At 63.9% G+C, this 21,902-nt stretch carries 20 protein-coding genes and 2 pseudogenes; 12 read left to right on the forward strand and 10 right to left on the reverse strand.

Annotated elements, in window-relative coordinates:
• Together BAY1663_RS01000 and BAY1663_RS01005 are read right to left on the reverse strand one after the other, a co-directional pair.
• The coding region (locus BAY1663_RS01000; RefSeq protein WP_037037436.1) for an ABC transporter permease at positions 1-1,127 on the reverse strand (1,127 nt) is incomplete at its 3' end.
• The gene (locus BAY1663_RS01005) at positions 1,118-1,819 is read right to left on the reverse strand and encodes an ABC transporter ATP-binding protein (RefSeq protein WP_037037226.1); all 702 of its coding nucleotides are present in this window, start codon (positions 1,817-1,819) and stop codon (positions 1,118-1,120) included. The genes BAY1663_RS01005 and BAY1663_RS01000, both read right to left, overlap by 10 nt.
• Before the next feature lie 11 nt (positions 1,820-1,830).
• Here BAY1663_RS01005 and BAY1663_RS01010 point away from each other — a divergent pair, with 11 nt between their 5' ends.
• The 3 genes from BAY1663_RS01010 to BAY1663_RS01020 all read left to right on the forward strand — a co-directional run bounded on the left by BAY1663_RS01010 (position 1,831) and on the right by BAY1663_RS01020 (position 3,794).
• Entirely contained in the window at positions 1,831-2,436 is a 606-nt protein-coding gene (locus tag BAY1663_RS01010; RefSeq protein ID WP_037037229.1) for an arylesterase, read from the forward strand.
• Between the two features lie 43 nt (positions 2,437-2,479).
• A complete protein-coding gene (locus BAY1663_RS01015; RefSeq protein WP_037037230.1) occupies positions 2,480-2,761 on the forward strand; it encodes a hypothetical protein in 282 nt (93 codons plus the stop codon).
• 67 nt (positions 2,762-2,828) lie between these two features.
• Complete coding sequence (locus BAY1663_RS01020) at positions 2,829-3,794, forward strand: L,D-transpeptidase family protein (protein WP_037037232.1); 966 nt, start codon at positions 2,829-2,831, stop codon at positions 3,792-3,794.
• Between the two features lie 80 nt (positions 3,795-3,874).
• Here BAY1663_RS01020 and BAY1663_RS01025 read toward each other — a convergent pair whose 3' ends face one another.
• Together BAY1663_RS01025 and BAY1663_RS24370 are read right to left on the reverse strand one after the other, a co-directional pair.
• Positions 3,875-4,129, reverse strand: coding sequence for an Lpp/OprI family alanine-zipper lipoprotein (locus tag BAY1663_RS01025; protein WP_003294452.1), 255 nt, complete (start codon positions 4,127-4,129; stop codon positions 3,875-3,877).
• A 249-nt stretch (positions 4,130-4,378) separates the two neighbouring features.
• Positions 4,379-4,603, reverse strand: a complete 225-nt coding sequence (locus BAY1663_RS24370) for a hypothetical protein (RefSeq protein WP_164838416.1) — start codon at positions 4,601-4,603, stop codon at positions 4,379-4,381.
• Between BAY1663_RS24370 and BAY1663_RS01030 the strand changes: the two are divergent.
• Positions 4,535-4,814: pseudogene (locus tag BAY1663_RS01030) on the forward strand (GNAT family N-acetyltransferase). The gene BAY1663_RS24370 and the pseudogene BAY1663_RS01030 overlap by 69 nt on opposite strands.
• Positions 4,815-4,862: 48 nt before the next feature.
• Here BAY1663_RS01030 and BAY1663_RS01035 read toward each other — a convergent pair.
• A complete protein-coding gene (locus BAY1663_RS01035) occupies positions 4,863-5,939 on the reverse strand; it encodes a 3-deoxy-7-phosphoheptulonate synthase (RefSeq protein ID WP_037037235.1) in 1,077 nt (358 codons plus the stop codon).
• Between the two features lie 277 nt (positions 5,940-6,216).
• Between BAY1663_RS01035 and BAY1663_RS01040 the strand changes: the two genes are divergently transcribed.
• Both BAY1663_RS01040 and cysB read left to right on the forward strand, forming a co-directional pair.
• Complete coding sequence (locus tag BAY1663_RS01040) at positions 6,217-7,167, forward strand: putative 2-dehydropantoate 2-reductase (protein WP_037037238.1); 951 nt, start codon at positions 6,217-6,219, stop codon at positions 7,165-7,167.
• 174 nt (positions 7,168-7,341) lie between these two features.
• Positions 7,342-8,316, forward strand: coding sequence for an HTH-type transcriptional regulator CysB (gene cysB, locus BAY1663_RS01045; protein WP_037037240.1), 975 nt, complete (start codon positions 7,342-7,344; stop codon positions 8,314-8,316).
• Between the two features lie 227 nt (positions 8,317-8,543).
• Here cysB and BAY1663_RS01050 read toward each other — a convergent pair whose 3' ends face one another.
• Positions 8,544-9,278 carry a phosphoadenylyl-sulfate reductase gene (locus tag BAY1663_RS01050; RefSeq protein ID WP_037037242.1) on the reverse strand — a complete coding sequence of 245 codons (735 nt, stop codon included), beginning with the start codon at positions 9,276-9,278 and terminating at the stop codon, positions 8,544-8,546.
• Between the two features lie 193 nt (positions 9,279-9,471).
• Here BAY1663_RS01050 and thrH point away from each other — a divergent pair, with 193 nt between their 5' ends.
• Entirely contained in the window at positions 9,472-10,089 is a 618-nt protein-coding gene (gene thrH / locus BAY1663_RS01055; protein ID WP_037037243.1) for a bifunctional phosphoserine phosphatase/homoserine phosphotransferase ThrH, read from the forward strand.
• 155 nt (positions 10,090-10,244) lie between these two features.
• On the opposite strand, the pseudogene pabB reads toward thrH, so the two are convergent.
• The 4 genes and pseudogenes from pabB to BAY1663_RS01075 all read right to left on the reverse strand — a co-directional run bounded on the left by pabB (position 10,245) and on the right by BAY1663_RS01075 (position 14,814).
• Positions 10,245-11,758, reverse strand: a pseudogene (pabB, locus tag BAY1663_RS01060) (aminodeoxychorismate synthase component I).
• Positions 11,759-12,742, reverse strand: a complete 984-nt coding sequence (locus BAY1663_RS01065) for an alpha-L-glutamate ligase-like protein (RefSeq protein ID WP_037037246.1) — start codon at positions 12,740-12,742, stop codon at positions 11,759-11,761. It abuts the pseudogene before it with no gap.
• 3 nt (positions 12,743-12,745) lie between these two features.
• Positions 12,746-14,272: an inactive transglutaminase family protein gene (locus BAY1663_RS01070; protein WP_037037248.1), complete on the reverse strand. Its 1,527-nt coding sequence runs from the start codon at positions 14,270-14,272 to the stop codon at positions 12,746-12,748.
• Between the two features lie 5 nt (positions 14,273-14,277).
• Complete coding sequence (locus tag BAY1663_RS01075) at positions 14,278-14,814, reverse strand: ATP-dependent zinc protease (RefSeq protein WP_037037250.1); 537 nt, start codon at positions 14,812-14,814, stop codon at positions 14,278-14,280.
• 280 nt (positions 14,815-15,094) lie between these two features.
• On the opposite strand from BAY1663_RS01075, the gene BAY1663_RS01080 reads away from it, so the two are divergent.
• From BAY1663_RS01080 to prpF, 5 genes are all read left to right on the forward strand, one after another.
• Positions 15,095-15,814, forward strand: a complete 720-nt coding sequence (locus BAY1663_RS01080) for a GntR family transcriptional regulator (protein WP_037037253.1) — start codon at positions 15,095-15,097, stop codon at positions 15,812-15,814.
• A gap of 3 nt (positions 15,815-15,817) precedes the next feature.
• Positions 15,818-16,705 carry a methylisocitrate lyase gene (gene prpB / locus BAY1663_RS01085; RefSeq protein WP_037037256.1) on the forward strand — a complete coding sequence of 296 codons (888 nt, stop codon included), beginning with the start codon at positions 15,818-15,820 and terminating at the stop codon, positions 16,703-16,705.
• 92 nt (positions 16,706-16,797) lie between these two features.
• Positions 16,798-17,925, forward strand: coding sequence for a 2-methylcitrate synthase (gene prpC, locus BAY1663_RS01090; RefSeq protein WP_037037259.1), 1,128 nt, complete (start codon positions 16,798-16,800; stop codon positions 17,923-17,925).
• A gap of 75 nt (positions 17,926-18,000) precedes the next feature.
• The gene (gene acnD, locus BAY1663_RS01095) at positions 18,001-20,604 is read left to right on the forward strand and encodes a Fe/S-dependent 2-methylisocitrate dehydratase AcnD (protein WP_037037261.1); all 2,604 of its coding nucleotides are present in this window, start codon (positions 18,001-18,003) and stop codon (positions 20,602-20,604) included.
• A 114-nt stretch (positions 20,605-20,718) separates the two neighbouring features.
• A complete protein-coding gene (gene prpF / locus BAY1663_RS01100; protein ID WP_037037439.1) occupies positions 20,719-21,900 on the forward strand; it encodes a 2-methylaconitate cis-trans isomerase PrpF in 1,182 nt (393 codons plus the stop codon).
• Positions 21,901-21,902 lie beyond the last annotated feature (2 nt).

The raw sequence follows: 21,902 nt of genomic DNA on the forward strand, positions 1-21,902 counted from the left end.
CGGCCGAGGGCGGCGAGCGGCGGCAAGGCGAAGCCCGCCAGGGCCACCAGGCCGGTGGCGATGCCCGCGACGGCCGGCCAGAGCCCGCTTGGGGGGATTTCCTGGTTCAGCAGGTCGCGCAAGAGAAAGAACAGGCCATGCTGGGCGATCCAGCCGAGCAGCGCGCCGGCCAAGCTGGCCAGCAGGCCGAGCATGGCCAGTTGCAGAGCATACAGCAGCAGGGTGTCGCGTCGGGAGAGTCCGAGGCAACGCAGCAGGGCGCTGGCATCGAAACGGCGGGCGGCGAAGCGGGCGGCCGAGAGGGCGACGGCAACCCCGGCCAGGAGGATCGCTGCCAGACTGGCCAGGTTCAGGTAGCGTTCGGCGCGGCCCAGGGCGCCGCCGATCTGGCGGTTGCTGTCGCTGGCGGTCTCGATGCGCTGGTGCGCCTGCAGGTCGGTTTTCAATTCGCGCTGGTAGGCGGCCAGCGCCTCGCCTTCGCCGCGCCAGAGTTCGCGGTAGCGCACCCGGCTGCCGGGCTGGACGACGCCGGTGGCGGCCAGGTCGTCGAGGTGCATCAGTACCCGCGGTGTGAGGCTGTAGAAGTCGCCGACCCGGTCCGGCTCGTAGGTCAGCACGCGGGTCAGGCGCAGCACCTTGCTGCCGACCTCGATGCGGTCGCCGATCGCCAGGCCGAGGGCGGCGAACAGCCGGGCTTCGGCCCAGGCTTCGCCCGGACCGGGGCCGGCGCTGGCTTCTTCGGCCTGGTAGGGCTGGGCTGCGCTGCGCAGCGAGCCGCGCAACGGGTAGCGGCTGTCGGCCGCCTTGACGCTGGCGAGCTGTAGCGCCTCGTCGGTGGCGATCACGCTGGAAAATTCCACCACCTGCGCATGTTCGAGTTCGCGGCGCAGGCCGGCTTCGAGCTGCCCGGGTGCGGCGGGGGCGCTGCCGCTGAGGACCAGATCCGCACCGAGGAATTCGCTGGCGCGCAGTAGCATGGCGCCGTTCAGCCGTGCGCTGAAATAGCCGATGGCGGTACTGGCCGCCACCGCGACCAGCAGGGCGAAGAACAGTACCCGCAACTCGCCGGCGCGGGCATCGCGCAGCAGTTGCCGCAGGGCCAGGAGCGGCAGGCGGGTCATTGGCATACGGCTCGTTCGGCAGGCCTGGTGTCGACCTGCCGGCCGCCTTCCAGGCGCAGCAGGCGATGGCAGCGCTGCGCCAGCCGCTCGTCGTGGGTGACCAGGACCAGGGTGGTGCCACGCTCGCGATTGAGTTCGAACAGCAGTTCGGTGATGTGCGCGCCGGTGTGGCTGTCCAGATTGCCGGTGGGCTCGTCGGCGAACAGGACGTCAGGCTCCGCGGCGAACGCGCGTGCCAGGGCGACGCGCTGCTGCTCGCCGCCGGACAACTGGCGCGGGTAATGGTGCAGGCGTGCGCCGAGGCCGACCCGCTCCAGCAATTCGCTGGCGCGGGCCTGGGCGTCGCGACGGCCTTCGAGCTCCAGCGGCAGCATGACGTTTTCCAGCGCGTTCAGGCTGTCGAGCAACTGGAAGGACTGGAAGACGAAACCGACGTGCTCGGCGCGCACGCGGGCGCGCTGGTCCTCGTCGAGTTGCGCGAGTGCGTGGCCGGCCAGGTGCACTTCGCCCGAACTCGGCAGGTCGAGGCCGGCGAGCAGGCCGAGCAGGGTGGACTTGCCGGAGCCGGAGGTACCGACGATGGCCAGGCTGTCGCCTTTGTCCAGTTCCAGAGAGAGGTCGGCAAGGATGCTCAGCTCGCCTTCCGCGCTGGGGACCACTTTGCTAAGGTGCCGGGCGTTGAGAATGCTGGCGTTCAATGGAGAGTCCGATGCATAGGTGGCTGAAAGGCGGGGTTCTGGCGCTGCTGCTCTGGGCTCAGGGAGCCCTGGCCGGATCCGTGTTGGTGGTCGGGGATAGTATCAGCGCCGCTTTCGGCCTGGAAACCAGCCAGGGTTGGGTGCATTTGCTGCAGGAACGGCTCGCCGAGAGGGATGGCGCACGCCGCGTGGTGAATGCCTCGATCAGCGGCGACACCACGGCCGGCGGGCTCGCCAGGCTGGCCCCGCTGCTCGATGAACATCGTCCGGATGTGGTGATTCTCGAGCTGGGCGGCAACGACGGCCTGCGCGGCCAGCCCCCTGCGCAATTGAAACAGAATCTTGCCGGCATGATCGACCGGGCCCGCGAAGCCGGCGCCGAGGTGCTGTTGCTGGGGATGCGCATGCCGCCCAATCTGGGGCAACGCTACACCCGTGCGTTCGCCGACGCGTTCGACTCGCTGGCGCAGGAAAAAGCGGTGGCCTACGTGCCTTTTCTGCTCGAAGGCGTGGGTGGAGTCGACGGCATGATGCAGGCCGATGGCATCCACCCGACGGCCGAGGCGCAGGTGCGTTTGCTGGAGACCGTCTGGCCGGTGCTCGAACCCTTGCTTTGAGGCGTGCGCGCAGCTACTGTCGCGCCCTCGATTGGAGCCTCAGATGTCGCGCTCAACCAGGACCCTTTACGCTTATCGACTCATCGTGCCGGACGAGCAGTTCGACCTGTTCGCCTGCCGCGAGAATCGTCTGCACCTGGCGTTGCGACAGCTGGAGCTGAGCGGTAACGCGGACCGTACGCTGTGCGGCGGCCTGCTGCCGGCGCAGCCGCGCTGGCAGGAGCTCGAGCGCGCCACGCTGAAGGATCGGCGCCTGTGCCCGAGCTGCCGACAGTTGCTGGAGGCGCGGCGCAAGGGCCTTCCGTCTGCCGTGCTCGCCTGGTAGCTCACGGCTTGCGTGGCTTCAAGTACAATGGCCACCTCCCCATGATCCATGTTCAAGGATTTTCTGAATGCTCTCGCGCGCGTCTGCGGTCGCTTCCTGTTTGTCATTCGCTGCATTGTTCTGGGCAGGCCCCGGTGCTGCTCTCGAATTGCCGCTGCCACCCGAGGGCGACGATGTCGTGGGTCAGATCCAAGTCATCAAGGCCAAGTACGAAGACACCTTCGCCGCCATCGGTGAAACCTACGACCTCGGCTATCTGGAACTGGTGGCGGCGAACCCGGGCGTCGATCCCTGGCTGCCGGGCGAGGGCACGGACATCATCCTGCCGACGCGCTTCATCCTGCCGTCGGGGCCGCGCGAGGGTGTGGTGATCAACCTTGCCGAGTATCGCCTGTACTACTATCCGCAGGGCGAGAACGTGGTGCATACCTATCCCCTCGGTATCGGTCGTGAGGGCTGGGGCTCCCCGGTTGGTACCACGCGGATTTCCGCGATGACCAGCAACCCGGCCTGGTATCCGCCGCAGTCGATCCGCGACGAGCATGCCGCCGACGGCGATCCGCTGCCCACCGTGGTGCCGCCCGGGCCGGACAATCCCCTGGGGCCGTACAAAATGAACCTGGCGCTGTCGGGCTACCTGATTCATGGCTCGAACAAGAAGTTCGGCATTGGCATGCGCGTCAGCCATGGCTGTTTCCGCATGCTCAATCACAACGTTCTGGAATTGGCGAAGATGGTCAAGGTGGGCACGCCGGTGCGCATCATCGACGAGCCTTACAAGTTTGGTGTGAGCGACGGCAAGGTTTACCTGGAGGCCCATGCGCCGCTGGAAGACGACGAAACCAAGACGCTCACGCTGATGGACAAGCATGCAGTGGTCATCAATACGCTGCTCAAGCGTGACGATACGCTTGGCAATCTGCACCTCGACTGGGAGATGGTGCGCGAGATCATCGCCGGAGAAGATGGCTTGCCGATCCAGATTGCCGAGCAGCGAACTCAAGTAGTCGCTCATGAGGATCAGCTGTTCTGATTCCAGCTCGTCGAAGCCGAACGAACGTCCATAAAAAAAGCCGACCTGCATGCAGGTCGGCTTTTTTCATTTCTGCAAGCTTACTTGCGGCTGGCGCGTTCCAGCATACGCAGAGCACGCTCGTTGGCTTCGTCAGCGGTCTGCTGAGCCTTCTGAGCGGCGGCCAGGGCTTCGTCGGCTTTGCTGTAGGCTTCGTCGGCACGAGCCTGGGCGCGGGCGGCAGCGTCTTCGGTCGCGGTCAGGCGAGCTTCGCTTTCTTTGGTCATGCTGTTGCTGCAACCGGTAGCCAGAACTGCGGCCAGAGCCAGAGCAGAGAATTTCAGAACGTTGTTCATCTTGTTCCCCTTAGGTGGAAATCCATAAAGCAACTTCCGATATGGAAAGTTTGCGCGCACATACTACCTATAACTTTGCCTAAGTAAACTGAGCTGACAGGGGCGCTACAGGTTTTTTTTCAAACTGCCGTTGCTTTGGCTCTCATGTTCGAGAAGTTGTATAAAAAATACCCAGCGCGGTCTGCCCAAAGGCAAGTCTCATCAATGCCAGATCGTCCTGGCGGTTAAAAGTTCCCGCTGCGCCTGATGTTAATGTTTGTTGGCAAGACGCTGGCCGAAATCTGTCGAAACAGGTAGAAAAGGTATTTTCACCGGCGTTTGCATTACCCCCACTCGTGTGCCAAAGGGCCGTGCGAGCCGGCAGGCAAGAACAAGAAGACAGGAGAATCCTGCTGAGGAGTCGAAATGAGCGACAAGGTTAGCGTTCGCCATGACCGGGCCGGGCACCGCTTCGAGGCCATCGTCGATGGCCATTGCGCGTACCTGGCTACATGGATCTGGGCAAGCAGACACTGGATATGTACCGCACCTTCGTTCCGGATGCCCTGCGCGGCCGTGGCATCGCCGGGGTGCTCGCGCAACACGCGCTGGAGTATGCCGAGCGCGAAGCTATAGCGTGATTCCTTCGTGCTCCTATGTGGAGCGCTACATCGAACGCAACCGCCCGAAGCCGGAGAAGACCTAGCGCAACTCCTGAAAAAAACGCCGGCGAACCGGCGTTTTTTTTTCGTTTTCAGCCGCGCTGTCGTCCGGGCAGCACGTCCTTGAGCTTGTCGTGCATGCTCATGACCGCCTTCTCGGTGGTTTCCCAGTCGATGCAGGCGTCGGTGATGGAGACTCCGTACTTCAACTCGGAAAGGTCCTTGGGAATCGGCTGGTTGCCCCAGCCGAGATGGCTTTCGACCATCAGGCCGACGATGGAGTCGTTGCCTTCGAGGATCTGGTTGGCGACGTTGTCCATCACCAGCGGTTGCAGTGCGGGATCCTTGTTCGAGTTCGCGTGGCTGCAGTCGATCATGATGTTCGGGCGGATACCGGCCTTGTTCAGCTCCTGCTCGCACAGCGCGACGCTGACCGAATCGTAATTGGGCTTGCCGTTGCCGCCGCGCAGAACCACGTGGCCGTAGTTGTTGCCCTTGGTGGTGACGATGGAGACGCCGCCGGCCTGGTTGATGCCGAGGAAGCGGTGCGGGCTGGAGACCGATTGCAGTGCATTGATCGCCACGGTCAGGCTGCCGTCGGTGCCGTTCTTGAAGCCGACCGCCGAGGACAGGCCCGAGGCCATTTCGCGGTGGGTCTGGGATTCGGTGGTGCGCGCGCCGATGGCCGACCAACTGATCAGGTCCTGCAGGTACTGCGGGGAGATCGGGTCGAGGGCTTCCGTCGCGGTGGGCAGTCCCATTTCGGCCAGGTCGAGCAGCAGTTTGCGGCCGATGTGCAGGCCGTCCTGGATCTTGAACGAGTCGTCCATGTACGGATCGTTGATCAGGCCTTTCCAGCCGACGGTGGTGCGAGGCTTCTCGAAGTACACCCGCATGACCAGGAACAGGCTGTCGGATACCTTTTCCGCCAGTACCTTGAGGCGCTCGGCATATTCGTGCGCCGCCTTGAGGTCGTGGATGGAGCAGGGGCCGATCACCAGGAACAGGCGGTGGTCCTTGCCGTCGAGAATGTCGCGGACGACCTGGCGCCCGTGGGAAACGGTCTGCAATGCCGAGGCGGTCAGCGGGAGTTCACGCTTCAGTTGCTCCGGCGTGATCAGGGTCACGTTGGAGGCAACGTTTAGGTCGTCGATGGGTAAATCAGCCATTTGTTACTCGTCAGAGGTCGCGGGAGCCGTCCGCCAGCCATCCCGGTGCGGCGGAGCAGAGCATAGGGGCGCAGCGGGGAAACGGAACCTTAGCGCTATTGAGCGGGCTCGACAACGAGATTGATGGCGTATGGCGGCACATCTCCTGCCATTCTCCGGTGTCGGCCGCCAATGGCGGCGAGGAGCTTCCTGTGCCAGGTGTCCGGTCTGCTATCGTTCGGTTTTTTTCAATCGGTTGGCGCCCGCGCGGCAACCCATGTCCTGCCATGGAGCGCATATGACTGCAGCAAATCCACGCATTGGAATCATCGGTACCGGTGCCATCGGCGGTTTCTACGGGCTGATGCTGGCACGTGCCGGCTACGATGTGCATTTTCTGTTGCGCAGCGAGTATGCCGCGGTCGCCGAGCATGGCTTGCGGGTGAACAGCGCGGTACACGGACCGTTGCTCCTGGCGCGCCCGCAGATTTATCGCGACGCCGCGCAGATGCCGCCGTGCGATTGGCTGCTGGTCGGCGCCAAGAGCACGAGCAACCAGGCCCTGGCCCCGGTGATCGCCCAGGCGGCGGCCCCGGATTGCAAGGTGGTGTTGCTGCAGAACGGGCTGGCTGTGGAAGACGCCCTGCGTCCGCAATTGCCGGCGGACGTCCACCTGCTGGGTGGGCTTTGCGCGATCTGCGCCCATCGCTCGGCCCCGGGGGTGGTGGAGCACCAGGCGTTGGGCGGGGTGAATCTCGGCTATCATTCGGGCCCGGCGGATGACGAGGCACGCGCCGCGCTGCTGAACCAGATTGTCGAGATGTTCAGAAAGGCCGGCGTGGACTCCTCGGCGATGCCGAGCCTGGAGCAGGCGCGCTGGCTGAAGCTGGTGTGGAACGTACCCTTCAACGGGCTTTCGGCGCTGCTCGATGCCGGGACCGAGGCCTTGATCGGCAATGCCGACAGCCGCGAGCAGATCAAGGCCATCATGCAGGAAGTCTGTGACGCGGCGCGGGCCCGAGGGCTTTCGCTGCCCGAGGGGCTGCCGGAAAAGCTGCTGCTGGGTACGGCGCGAATGGCGGACTACCTGCCCAGCATGTATCACGATCATGTGCACGGGCGTCCGATGGAACTCGATGCCATCTATGCCGCGCCACTGGCGGCGGCGGCCGAGGTGGGTGTCGCGATGCCCAGGACCGAGCTGCTGTACCACGCGCTGCGCTTCGTCGAGGCGCGCGGCCGGGGCTGAGTGGCTCGGTGCAGATTACACAGCCCTGCTAAGCTCATGCTTGCCAGGCGCGACAACCTGTCTGGCAGGATCGCAAAACAAAATCGGTAAAAAGATCTATCTTCTAGTGAAGAACCGTTCATATAGTTATAAGAATGGCGGCAGGCGCAGCGGTGTGCCTTTTGAGGGATTTCTATGAAGCTTCAGCAACTGCGTTACATCTGGGAAGTGGCGCACCATGACCTCAATGTTTCGGCAACAGCGCAGAGCCTTTTCACTTCGCAACCCGGCATCAGCAAGCAGATACGTCTATTGGAGGATGAGCTCGGCGTCGAGGTCTTCGCCCGCAGTGGCAAGCACCTGACCCGCGTGACGCCGGCGGGGGAGCGGATCATCACTACGGCGGGAGAGATCCTGCGCAAGTGCGAAAGCATCAAGCAGATCGCCCAGGAGTTCTCCAACGAGAAGAAGGGCACGCTGAGCATCGCCACGACCCACACCCAGGCGCGCTATGCGCTGCCCCAGGTGATCAGCAGTTTCATCAAGCAGTATCCGGACGTTTCCCTGCACATGCACCAGGGCACGCCGATGCAGATTGCGGAGATGGCCGCCGACGGAACGGTCGATTTCGCCATCGCCACCGAAGGGCTGGAGTTGTTCGGCGACCTGGTGATGATGCCGTGCTACCGCTGGAACCGCTGCGTGATCGTGCCCCAGGGGCATCCGTTGGCGAAACTGGAGAAGCTTACGCTCGAGGCGCTGGCCGAGCATCCGATCGTAACCTACGTGTTCGGCTTCACCGGCCGCTCGAAGCTCGACGAAGCGTTCGGCCACCGGGGGTTGTCGCCCCGGGTGGTGTTCACTGCAGCCGACGCCGACGTGATCAAGACCTACGTACGGCTTGGGCTGGGTGTGGGGATCGTCGCGCGCATGGCGGTGGATGCCAAGCTCGACAGCGACCTGGCGGTGCTGGATGCCAGCGAGCTATTCGAATCCAGCGTGACCAAGATCGGCTTCCGGCGCGGTACCTTCCTGCGTGGCTTCATGTGCGATTTCATCCAGCAGTTCGCCCCGCATCTGAACCGTGAAATGCTGGAGAAAGCCATCCAGTGCCGGAACAAGGCAGAGCTGGACGAGCTGTTCGACGATGTGGTGTTGCCGACTTACTGAGCGTTGTCGCGCGTTGGGCTGCGCTCAGCTCAAATCTGCGGATGGTGGGTTGGGTTGAGGCGCGCAGCGTCGAAGCCCAACATGTGGGCCCAACGCCTCCGCTGCCTGAAGGCCTGGCTCGTTGGGCTTCGCTGCGCTCAACCCAACCTACGGATGGCAGGTAGGTTGGGTTGAGGCGCGTAGCGCTGAAGCCCAACATGTGGGCCTTGCCTGAGAGTCCCGCTTTCTCAGCTTTTCGCGATCAGGTTGCCTGCATGCAGCCCGCATTCCTTATGGGTGGCTTCTTCCCACCACCAACGGCCTTCGCGCTCGTGCTGGTTGGGCAGCACCGGGCGGGTGCAGGGTTCGCAGCCGATGCTGATGAAGCCGCGTTCGTGCAGGCTGTTGTAGGGGAGCTCGAGCATGCGGATGTATCCCCAGACCTCCTCGCTGGTCATTTGCGCCAGGGGATTGAACTTGTACAAGGTGTTTTCCGGTGTGGAGAAGGCCGTGTCGACTTCCAGCACCGAGACTTGGCTGCGCGTGCCGGGGCTCTGGTCGCGACGTTGGCCGGTCGCCCAGGCGCGGACATTGGCGAGCTTGCGGCGCAGCGGTTCGATCTTGCGGATGCCGCAGCATTCGCCGTGACCGTCGCGGTAGAAACTGAACAGGCCTTTCTCGCTGACCAGCGGCTGCAGCAGCGCCGGGTCCGGCGTCATGATTTCGATGGCGATGTCGTAGTGCTCGCGTACCTGCTCGATGAAACGGTAGGTTTCGCTGTGCAGGCGCCCGGTGTCGAGGGTGAATACCTTGACGTTCCTGTTCAGTTTCCAGGCCATGTCGACCAGCACCACGTCCTCGGCGCCGCTGAACGAGATCCACAACTCGTCGCCGAACAGGTCGAAGGCGAGTTTGAGGACGTCTTGCGGGGACTTGTCGGCATAGGCGGCGGCCAATGCGGCGACGTCGATAGCTGGGCTCATCGGGCGGCTTCCTTCATATAGGGCGTGCGGCGCTTCGGCGCTCTGAGGCCGCGGATGGTAACAAAAGCGGTTTATGCCGCTAAATAACGTTTGGGTACGTCAATCAGCTGTTTAGGGTATAAGCCTTGCGTTGCTTCGCCCGCGCCGTGCCGTTAGAGTGCCGCCTTCAATTTTCTGCTTTGAGGAGTGGCCCGTGGAAATAGCCTGTCTCGACCTGGAAGGTGTGCTGGTTCCGGAAATCTGGATCGCCTTTGCCGAGGCCACCGGAATCGAGTCGCTGCGGGCGACCACGCGGGACATTCCCGACTATGACGTGCTGATGAAGCAGCGCCTGCGTATCCTCGACGAGCATGGCCTGAAGCTGTCCGACATCCAGCAGGTCATCGCCACCTTGAAGCCGCTGGAGGGCGCGGTGGAGTTCGTCGACTGGCTGCGCGAACGCTTCCAGGTGGTGATCCTGTCGGACACCTTCTACGAATTCTCGCAACCGCTGATGCGCCAGCTGGGTTTCCCGACGCTGCTCTGCCATCGCCTGATCACCGACGAATCCGACCGCGTGGTGGATTACCAGCTGCGCCAGAAGGACCCCAAGCGCCAGTCGGTCATCGCCCTGAAGAGCCTGTACTACCGTGTGATCGCAGCCGGCGACTCCTACAACGACACCACCATGCTCGGCGAGGCCCACGCTGGCATCCTGTTCCATGCGCCGGACAATGTCATCGCCGAATTCCCGCAGTTCCCGGCGGTGCACACCTTCGATGCGCTCAAGCAGGAGTTCATCAAGGCGTCGAATCGCAAGCTGGCGCTTTAAAAAAGCAGCTGGAAGCTGGAAGCCTGAGCTAAGCCTTGACCTAGGCCTCTGCGAACCCGACGCTCAATCGCTTCCAGCTTCCAGCTTCCAGCTTCCAGCTTCCAGCTTCCAGCTTCCAGCTTCCAGCTTCCAGCTTCCAGCTTCCAGCTTCCAGCTTAAAGCGCCTCCAGCGTTCTCAGCAGAACGCTCACCTTGTCGATCGACTCCTGGTATTCCGCCTCCCAGTCGGAGTCGGCGACGATGCCGCCGCCGCCCCAGCAGCTGGCTTGCTCCTTCTGGATGAGCAGCGTGCGAATGGCGATGGAGCTGTCCATTTCGCCCCTGACATCGACATACAGCAGCGAGCCGCAATAGATGGAGCGGCAGGTGGGCTCCAGTTCGTCGATGATCTGCATGGCGCGAATCTTCGGCGCCCCGGTGATCGAGCCGCCAGGGAAGCTGCCTGCCAGCAGGTCGAAGGCGTCCTTGCCGTCGGCCAGCTGGCCGGTGACGCAGCTCACCAGATGATGCACGTTGGGGTAGCTTTCCAGTGTGAACAGCTCCGGCACGCGTACGCTGCCGATCCGGCAGCTGCGCCCGAGATCGTTGCGCAACAGGTCGACGATCATCAGGTTCTCGGCGCGATCCTTTTCGCTGGTAAGCAGCGCCTGTGCCTGTGCGGCGTCGCTGCGCTCGTCGTGGCCGCGGGGGCGGGTGCCTTGATCGGGCGGGTCTCCACTTCGCCGCCGCTCAGGCGTAGGAAACGCTCGGGGGAGAGGCTGGCGATGGCGCCATCCTCCAGCGTGACGAAGCCGGCGTAGGGTGTCGGGCAGGCCGCCCGCAGTGCACGATAGGCCGTCCAGGCGTCGCCGCTGCACGCGGCGCGAAAGCGCTGGGTGAAATTGACCTGATAGCAGTCGCCGGCCTGGATGTAGGCCTGGATACGTTCGATGGCGCGGCGATAGTCGTCGACCGGGAGGTCGGCGGTGAAACGACCGCGCAGCTCGAACGGCGCGTGTTCGTCGGCGACGGCCGAATCGAACACGTCGATCAGGCGCTGGCGCTCGGCTGCTGTCGTCGCCGGATGGAACACCAGCTGGCTGCTTTGCCGATGGTGATCGCTGATCAGTGCCCAGCCATAGAGCCCGAGGCGTGCCAAAGGCAGGCCGGTGTCGTCCTTCGCTTGATGCGGCAGGGTTTCCAGGCGCTTGCCGAAATCGTAGCTCAGCAGTCCGATCAGGCCGCCGGCGAAGGGCATTTCACAGCTTTCGGGAACGCTGGCCGGGCCGAGTCGCTGCAGGGCCTGGCGCAGGCGCTGAAAGTATGCGCTGGCGGGTTCAGCGGGGCCCGGTTCGAGCAGCTCCAGCGGCCACGCGCTCAGGATGTCGAAGCGGCCGCGTTCGGCGTTGGGGCGGCCCGAGTCCAGCAGCACCGCGCCGGGCGCGTGACGTATGCGCTCGAACCAGTGGCCGGGGTCGGCTCGATAGGGCAGTGCGTGCAGCGTGCAGGTGGGCATGGGCTGGAGTCTAGGTGTTTGTGAGGCATAAGCGCTTGTTGTAGGAGCCAGCTTGCTGGCGATCCAGTTGCAATGACGCCCGTCGATCGCCGGCAAAGACTCGGCGTCCCCCGGGCTCCTACGCTCGAAGGCCCGTTCCATTGCAGAAATCGGGCCCAGCTCGCTGCGAGTCATTCAGGCATGCGCCGGAACATGTCCGAAGAGCTCCTGGGCGAATTTCACCCGCTCCTCGAGCGTTTCCTGGATACCTTTCGCCTTGAGCTCCGCCAGCCGGTTTTCCACCGCGTGCGCCCGGTGGGTGAGGCCGCAGTCGTTGGCGATCTGGATGTTCAGGCCGGGGCGTGCGTTGAGTTCGAGGATCAGCGGGCCCTTGTCCTGGTCGAGCACCATGTCGACGCCGATGTAGCCGAGCCCGCACAGCTCGTAGCAACCGGCGGCCAGCTTCATGAAGCCGTCCCAGTTGGGCAGCTGTACGCCGTCCACCGCATTGGTGGTGTCGGGGTGCTTGGAGATCTTGTTGTTCAGCCAGGTGCCGCGCAGGGTGATGCCGGTGGCCAGGTCCACGCCGACGCCGATGGCGCCCTGGTGCAGGTTGGCCTTGCCGCCGGACTGGCGGGTGGGCAGGCGCAGCATGGCCATGACCGGGTAGCCCATCAGCACGATGATGCGGATGTCCGGTACGCCTTCGTAGCTGATGCTCTTGAAGATCGGGTCGGGCGTCACGCGGTACTCGATCAGCGCACGGTCGCGGTGGCCGCCGAGGGAGTACAGGCCGGTGAGGATGTTGGAGATCTGATGCTCGATCTCCTCGTGGGTCATGATCTTCCCGGAGACGGTCTTGTAGCGCCCCTCGAAGCGGTCGGCGATCACCAGGATACCGTCGCCGCCAGCGCCCTGGGCCGGCTTGACGACGAAGTCGGTGTGGTCCTTGACGATGTCCTTGAGCTTGTCGATGTCCTTTTCGGTCTCGATGATGCCGTACATCTCCGGCACGTGAATGCCGGCCTCGATCGCGCGCTGCTTGGTGATGATCTTGTCATCGACGATCGGGTACAGGCTGCGCTTGTTGTACTTGAGCACGTAGTCCGCGTTGCGGCGGTTGATGCCCATGATGCCCTTGGCTTCCAGGGCCTTCCACGTCTTGATCAGACCGAACATGGCTCAATCCTTCAGAAAGGCTTTGAAGCGGAACAGCTCGGTCAGGCGGTAGCCGCGATAGCGACCCATCGCCAGCATGAAGCCCACCATGATCAGCAGTACGGCCGGGAAGGTGAAGATGAAGTAGGTCAGCTCCCGGATGTTCATCAGCATGAAGGCCAGGCTCGCGGCGATCAGCGTGCCGACCGCGACCTTGAAGGCATGGCCGCCGCCGCGCTCTTCCCAGGTGATGGACAGGCGTTCGATGGTCATGGTCAGGATCACCATCGGGAACAGCGACACCGACAGGCCGCGCTCGAGGCCGAGCTTGTGGCTGAGCAGGCTGATCACCGCGATCAGCACCACGACGAAGGTCAGTACCACCGACAGGCGCGGCAGCATCTGCAGCTTGAGGTGTTCCAGATACGAGCGCAGCGACAGGCCGAGCGCGGTGATCAGCGTGAACAGGATGATGCCGAAACCGATCTGGGTTTCGCGGAAGGCCAGGGCGATCAGCACCGGGGTGAAGGTGCCGAGGGTCTGCAGGCCACCGAGGTTGCGCAGGATCAGGATCACCAGTACGCCGATCGGGATCATGATCATGATCTGGTAGGTCTGCTGGGTCTGCAGCGGCAGGCCATAGAGCGAGTATTCGAGGAAGTCCGCGTCGGTATTCTCGTCGGTCAGCTTCGCCAGGCGGATGGCGTTCATCTCGCTGTTGTTCAGGGTGAAGGTGACCTGCTGGTTGCGGCCGCCTTCCAGCGTGACCAGCGGCTCGTCGCCGGTCCACCAGACCAGGCGATCGGTCGGCAGGCCCTGTTCGCCGGTGCCGGGATTGAAGTACAGCCATTTGTCACCGTTGAAGCTGCGCAGCCAGAGCTCCGGCGTCTGCGGCTGATCGGCGTTCAGGCGGATGGTGTGCACGCGCTCCATCGGCACGTGCGCGATGGACAACAGCAGCTCGACGACGCGCGCCTTGTTCGCGATGGAGGCGTCGCCGCCCAGCAGCAGCTTGACGTTGTCGTCGTTCGGGTTGTTGGCTCGCTTGATGGCTTCGCTGATGAAGGTTTCGACGTCCGCCGAGTGCTGGCGGATGGGAGAGAGCAGGGCTTCGGCGGCGATCTTCTCGGCGCCTTCGACCGGGATGCTGTCGCGGAAGATCGGGCCGGTGGCCTTGGTCTGCTCGCCACTGTAGCGCTTGGTCAGCACCAGGCGGTAGTAGAGCGTCTGGTTGCCGCTGGCGCGGCGCGCCGACCAGGTCACGCGGCGGTTGCCGTCGACGCGGTTGACGCTGACGCCGTAGTTGTTGGAAATGAAGCTTTCGTTGAGGCTGACGAATTCCTGGTTCAGCGGCGGCACGTACATCTGCAGCTTGACCGGCTCGCGCGGGCTGGCCTGGAACTCGACCTTGGCGTCGATGTTCCACAGGTCATCGGTTTCATCCTCGGTGACCGGAATGCCGAGGATGAAGATCTGGTAGGCCGTGATCGAAATTCCCAGGGCGACGAGCAGGAAGATCAGGATTTTCAGATGCAGAGTTAGAGCGCGCATGGGTATTACTCGTCAGCGTCGGATTCGTTGAGGCAGCCGGGCTTGCCGGCAATGTAGGTGCGACTTGGATCGACCAGGGCGCCGAAGCGGCTAAGCGCGTCGGAACCGATCAGGAGCGGGTATTGGAAAGCGGTACGGTCCGTGAGGTTCACTTCTATGGTGCGTTTTGCCTTGCCCATGCACAGATCGAGTTCGATGACCGGGCGTGCGGTGTAGGTCTTTTCTTCTTCCGGATCGAAGTCGCCGGCGCGGCGCTTGATCTTGCTGATGCGTGCCAGTGGACGTTCTATAGGGTGGGTATGGGCGCTGTCCAGGGCCAGATAGAAACGCACCCAGGATTCGCCGCCGCGCTTGAAGCGGGTGACGTCGCGCGCACTCAGCGAGGCGGTCTGTGCGCCGGTATCGAGCTTGGCGGCTACCTCGAGACCGAAATCCGGCAGCGCCACATGTTCCGTCAGGCCATAGATGGCTTTCTCGGCAGCCGGGCTGGTAACAGGCAAGAGAAGTGCGCAGAGCAGCAGGGAGTAGGCTTTGACTCTCATGAAACCTGATGTCTTGAGGAGTGAGGATCGGAGTGGCCGGAGCTCGGCCCATGCGCTTTGATTGCGGCAGCAGGCGGGCGCCGACGCTGCGAAAGGCCGGCATTCTAGCATGGCAGTTTCGGGGTCGCGACAGCATTGGAGCCTGCCATCCTGCTGCAGGCCGCCAATGGGTTTGGCTACGACTTTAGTTATATTGTCGACAATCCATGGGGTGACGAATTGACGGTACGGGATTCGTAGCGTAATTTCACCGCATCGAGAAGCTCAAGTGTCGACAATCATGCTGGATTCACTCGAACTCCCACCGAGCACGCAGCAGCTGGACAGCGGAACGCTATCCGAGCACGTGTTTCGCCTGATCCAGGCGGCGATCGTCAAGGGTGACATCGCCCCGGGCAGCAAGATCTCCGAGCCGGAGCTGGCGCGTACCTATGGCATCAGCCGCGGGCCGCTGCGCGAGGCGATCCATCGGCTGGAAGGCCAGAAGCTGCTGGTGCGCGTGCCCCATGTGGGCGCGCGGGTGGTTTCGCTCAACCATGCCGAGCTGATCGAGCTCTACGAGATCCGCGAATCCCTGGAGGGCATGGCCTGCCGCCTCGCGGCCGAGCGTATGAGCGAGGCCGAGATCGACGATCTGCGCCGTGTGCTGAGCACGCACGAGCGCGATGAAGCGTTCCAGGCCGGCGTCGGCTATTACCAGCAGGAAGGCGATTTCGATTTCCACTACCGGATCATCCAGGGCAGCGGCAATCGCACGCTGGCCAAGCTGCTCTGCGACGAGCTCTATCAACTGGTGCGCATGTACCGCATTCAGTTTTCCACCACGCCGAACCGGCCGCATCAGGCCTTCGCCGAACACCACCGAATCCTCGACGCCATCGCCGACCGCGATGGCGAGCTGGCGGAGCTGCTGATGCGCCGCCATATCGCCGCTTCCAAGCGCAACGTCGAGCGCCACTTCAGTAGCGCTCTAGAGCAAACACCACACATAAAGGGGTAATGCATGACTCTTCCTACTGCCGGTCAGCGTTTCCGTGACGCCGTGGCCAGTGAGCATCCGCTGCAGGTCGTCGGTGCGATCAATGCCAATCATGCGCTGCTGGCCAAGCGCGCCGGCTTCAAGGCCATCTATCTGTCCGGCGGCGGTGTCGCGGCCGGTTCGCTGGGCCTGCCTGACCTGGGTATCACCGGGCTCGACGACGTGCTGACCGATGTGCGCCGCATCACCGACGTCTGCGATCTGCCGCTGCTGGTGGACGTGGACACCGGTTTCGGCTCCTCGGCGTTCAACGTGGCGCGTACCGTCAAGTCGATGATCAAGTTCGGCGCGGCGGCGATCCACATCGAGGATCAGGTCGGCGCCAAGCGCTGCGGCCATCGCCCGAACAAGGAGATCGTCTCCCAGCAGGAGATGGTCGACCGCATCAAGGCGGCGGTAGATGCGCGCACCGACGACAGCTTCGTGATCATGGCGCGCACCGACGCGCTGGCCGTGGAAGGCCTGAACGCCGCACTGGATCGCGCAGCCGCCTGCATCGAGGCCGGCGCCGACATGATCTTCCCGGAGGCCATCACCGAACTGGCCATGTACAAGACTTTCGCCGATCGTGTGAAGGCGCCGATCCTGGCCAACATCACCGAGTTCGGGGCGACGCCGCTGTATACCACCGAGGAGCTGGCCAGCGTCGATGTGTCGCTGGTGCTGTATCCGCTGTCGGCCTTCCGTGCCATGAACAAGGCGGCCGAGAACGTCTATACCGCGCTGCGTCGCGACGGCACCCAGAAGAACGTGATCGACACCATGCAGACCCGCATGGAGCTCTACGATCGCATCAACTACCACGCGTTCGAGCAGCACCTCGATGCGCTGTTCGCCCAGAAGAAAAGCTGATAGAGCCAATCCCGATTTGCCTTCGGGTTTTTTCCGATCCATTTTTCGACGTGATTTGCAGTATCCACAACAAATCCAAGAAGGAGATAGCAATGGCTGAAGCAAAAGTATTGAGCGGTGCGGGCCTGCGCGGTCAGATTGCTGGACAGACCGCCCTGTGCACCGTCGGCAAGACTGGCGCCGGGCTGACCTACCGTGGCTACGACGTCCGCGACCTGGCGGCCGAATGCGATTTCGAAGAGGTTGCCTATCTGCTGTTCTACGGTGAACTGCCCACCGTGGAGCAGCTGGCGGCCTACAAGAATCGCCTGAAGACCATGCGCGACCTGCCGCAGGCATTGAAGGAAGTGCTCGAGCGCATTCCGGCCAGCGCCCACCCGATGGACGTCATGCGGACCGGCGCTTCCGTGCTCGGCACGCTGGAGCCGGAGCTCAGCTTCGACCAGCAGCGCGACGTCGCCGAACGCCTGATGTCCGCCTTCCCGGCGATCATGTGCTACTGGTACCGCTTCACCCACGAGGGTGTGCGCATCGATTGCACCAGCGATGAAGACACCCTGGGCGGGCACTTCCTCGCGCTGCTGCACGGCAAGAAGCCGAGCGACCTGCACGTCAAGGTGATGAACGTCTCGCTGATCCTCTACGCCGAGCACGAGTTCAACGCCTCGACCTTCACCTCGCGGGTCTGCGCCTCGACCCTGTCCGATCTCTATTCCTGCGTGACCGGTGCCATCGGTTCGCTGCGCGGCCCGCTGCATGGCGGCGCCAACGAAGCGGCGATGGACATGATCGAGCAGTGGAAGAGCCCGGAAGAGGCCCGCGAAGCGATCCTCGGCATGCTGGCGCGCAAGGACAAGATCATGGGCTTCGGTCATGCGATCTACAGCGTCTCCGATCCGCGCAACGAGGTGATCAAGGTCTGGTCCAAGAAGCTGGCCGACGAGGTCGGCGACAGCGTGCTCTATCCGGTATCGGTTGCCGTCGACGAGACCATGTGGGAGCAGAAGAAGCTGTTCCCCAACGCGGACTTCTACCACGCTTCCGCCTACCACTTCATGGGCATCCCCACCAAGCTGTTCACGCCGATCTTCGTCTGCTCGCGTGTTACCGGCTGGGCGTCCCATGTGTTCGAACAACGCAGCAACAACCGGATCATTCGGCCGAGCGCCGATTACATCGGTCCGGAGCAGCGCAAGGTCGTGCCGGTCGCCGAACGCTGATCGGAAGAGGGGCGTCTGTGAGCGGACGCCCCCTGCCTTGCTCCTCGGAACATTACTGGATTGAGTTCTTCCGGCATGAATACAGAACACCGCAAACCTCTGCCTGGCACCCAGCTTGACTACTTCGATACCCGCGAGGCGGTCGAAGCGATCCAGCCGGGCGCCTACGACAAGCTGCCCTATACCTCCCGCGTGCTGGCCGAACAGCTGGTACGGCGCTGCGAGCCGGCCGCGCTGACCGATTCGCTCAAGCAGATCATCGAGCGCAAGCGCGATCTGGACTTCCCCTGGTACCCGGCGCGCGTGGTCTGCCATGACATCCTCGGGCAGACCGCACTGGTCGATCTCGCCGGCCTGCGCGATGCGATCGCCGAGCAGGGCGGCGACCCGGCCAAGGTCAACCCGGTGGTGCCGACCCAACTGATCGTCGATCACTCGCTGGCGGTGGAGTATGCCGGCTTCGATCCGGATGCCTTCGAGAAGAATCGCGCCGTCGAGGAGCGCCGCAACGAGGACCGCTTCCACTTCATCGAGTGGACCAAGACCGCATTCAAGAACGTCGACGTGATTCCCGCCGGCAACGGCATCATGCACCAGATCAACCTGGAGAAGATGTCGCCGGTGATCCAGGCCCGCGGCGGCGTGGCCTTCCCGGACACCTGCGTCGGCACCGATTCGCATACCCCGCATGTCGATGCGCTGGGCGTGATCGCCATCGGCGTCGGCGGCCTCGAGGCCGAGACCGTGATGCTCGGCCTGCCTTCGATGATGCGCCTGCCCGACATCGTCGGGGTCAAGCTCACCGGCAAGCGCCAGCCGGGTATCACCGCTACCGATATCGTCCTGGCGCTGACCGAGTTCCTGCGCAAGGAGCGTGTCGTCGGAGCCTGGGTCGAGTTCTTCGGCGAGGGCGCCGACAGCCTGTCCATCGGCGACCGCGCGACCATCTCCAACATGTGCCCGGAATACGGCGCCACCGCGGCGATGTTCTACATCGACCAGCAGACCCTCGACTACCTCAGGCTGACCGGTCGCGAGCCGGAGCAGGTTGCCCTGGTCGAACAGTACGCCAAGGAAACCGGGTTGTGGGCGACTGCCCTGGAAGGCGCCGAGTACGAGCGCGTGCTCGAATTCGACCTGTCCAGCGTCGTGCGCAACATGGCCGGCCCGAGCAACCCGCACAAGCGCTTGCCGACCTCGGCACTGCACGAGCGCGGCATCGCTGACGAGACCAAGCTGGCCGCTGCACGTGCCGAAGAGGCCGAAGGCCTGTTGCCGGATGGCGCGGTGATCATCGCCGCCATCACCAGCTGCACCAATACCTCCAACCCGCGCAACGTGGTCGCCGCCGGCCTACTAGCGAAGAAGGCCAACGAGCTGGGCCTGGTACGCAAGCCGTGGGTGAAGACCTCCTTCGCCCCGGGCTCGAAGGTGGCCAAGCTGTACCTGGAGGAAGCCGGCCTGCTGCCGGAGCTGGAGAAGCTCGGCTTCGGCATCGTCGCCTATGCCTGCACCACCTGTAACGGCATGTCCGGGGCGCTGGACCCGAAGATCCAGCAGGAAATCATCGACCGTGACCTGTATGCCACGGCGGTGCTGTCGGGCAACCGCAACTTCGACGGCCGCATCCACCCGTACGCCAAGCAGGCCTTCCTGGCCTCGCCGCCGCTGGTGGTGGCCTATGCCATCGCCGGTACCGTGCGCTTCGATATCGAGCAGGACGTGCTGGGCACCGACAAGAACGGCCACCCGGTCACCCTAAAGGACCTCTGGCCGAGCGACGAGGAGATCGACGCCATCGTCGCCGCCTCGGTCAAGCCGGAGCAGTTCAAGCAGGTCTACATCCCGATGTTCGACCTGGGCAGCATCGAGGAGGCCAAGAGCCCGCTGTACGACTGGCGTCCGATGTCCACCTACATCCGCCGCCCGCCGTACTGGGAAGGCGCACTGGCTGGCGAACGCACGCTCAAGGGCATGCGCCCGCTGGCGATCCTGCCGGACAACATCACCACCGACCACCTGTCGCCGTCCAACGCCATCCTGGCCAGCTCCGCGGCCGGCGAATACCTGGCGAAGATGGGCCTGCCGGAGGAGGACTTCAACTCCTACGCCACCCACCGCGGCGACCACCTGACCGCCCAGCGCGCCACCTTCGCCAACCCGCAGCTGGTCAACGAGATGGCCGTGGTCGACGGTGAAGTGAAGAAGGGTTCGCTGGCGCGCGTCGAGCCGGAAGGCCAGGTCATGCGCATGTGGGAAGCCATCGAAACCTACATGAACCGCAAGCAGAACCTGATCATCGTCGCCGGTGCCGACTACGGCCAGGGCTCCTCGCGCGACTGGGCGGCCAAGGGCGTACGCCTGGCCGGTGTGGAGGTGATCGTCGCCGAAGGCTTCGAGCGCATCCACCGCACCAACCTGGTCGGCATGGGCGTGCTGCCGGTCGAGTTCAAGCCGGGCACCACCCGCCTGACCCTCGGTCTCGACGGTACCGAGACCTACGACATCGAGGGTGCGTTGTCGCCGCGTTGCGACCTGACCCTGGTCATTCACCACAAGAACGGTGAAGAGACCCGCGTGCCGGTCACGTGCCGTCTCGACACCGCAGCCGAAGTCAGCGTCTACCAGGCCGGTGGCGTACTGCAGCGCTTTGCCAAGGATTTCCTCGGCCAGGCCTGAGTCACGCCCGCTCGGCACGCGCTCCGTGGCTTGTCCGTGGGGCGCGTGCCGAGCAGCGACATTTCATTCCTGCGCTGCCGTCCGGTGGCGCAGCTTCATGAGGACAAGATTCCCATGGCTCACCTTCCCCAGATCAGGATCCCCGCCACCTACATGCGCGGCGGCACCAGCAAGGGCGTGTTCTTCCGCCTGCAGGACCTGCCGCAAAGCTGCCAGGTGCCGGGTGCCGCGCGTGACAAGCTGTTCATGCGCGTGATCGGCAGCCCCGATCCCTACTCGGCGCAGATCGACGGCATGGGCGGCGCGACGTCCAGCACCAGCAAGTGCGTGATCCTGTCGAAAAGCAGCCGACCGGAGCATGACGTGGAATACCTCTACGGTCAGGTGTCCATCGACAAGCCCTTCGTCGACTGGAGCGGCAATTGCGGCAACCTGTCCACCGGCGCCGGCGCGTTCGCCCTGCACGCCGGCCTGGTCGACCCCGCGCGTATCCCGGACAACGGGACCTGCGTGGTGCGCATCTGGCAGGCCAATATCGGCAAGACCATCATCGCCCACGTGCCGGTGGTCAACGGCCAGGTGCAGGAGATCGGTGATTTCGAGCTGGACGGCGTCACCTTCCCGGCCGCCGAGATCGTGCTGGAGTTCCTCGATCCGTCCGATGACGGCGACGGTTCGATGTTCCCCACCGGCAATCTGGTTGACGAGCTGGAGGTGCCGGGTGTCGGCACGTTCGCGGCGACCATGATCAGCGCGGGTATTCCGACGGTGTTCGTCAATGCCGAGGAGATCGGCTATCAGGGCACCGAATTGCGCGACGACATCAACGGCGACCCTGCGCAGCTCGCTCGCTTCGAGGCGATTCGCGTTGCCGGCGCGTTGCGCATGGGTCTGATCAAGACGCCCGAAGAAGCGCTGACCCGCCAGCACACGCCGAAGATCGCTTTCGTGTCGCCACCGAAAAGCTACCGTGCCTCCAGCGGCAAGACCATCGACGCGGGTGAAGTGGATCTGCTCGTCCGTGCACTGTCCATGGGCAAGCTGCACCACGCCATGATGGGAACCTGTGCGGTGGCCATCGGCACGGCCGCCGCGGTCCCCGGCACGCTGGTGAACCTGGCCGCCGGTGGTGGCGAGCGTCAGGCCGTGCGTTTCGGGCATCCTTCCGGCACGCTGCGCGTCGGCGCCGAGGCGAAGCAGGTCGACGGAGAATGGACGGTGACCAAGGCGATCATGAGCCGCAGCGCCCGGGTGCTGATGGAGGGCTGGGTGCGCGTGCCGGCCGATACGCTCTGATG

Source organism: Pseudomonas sp. BAY1663, assembly GCF_000582595.1.
Classification (GTDB): domain Bacteria; phylum Pseudomonadota; class Gammaproteobacteria; order Pseudomonadales; family Pseudomonadaceae; genus Stutzerimonas; species Stutzerimonas stutzeri_AF.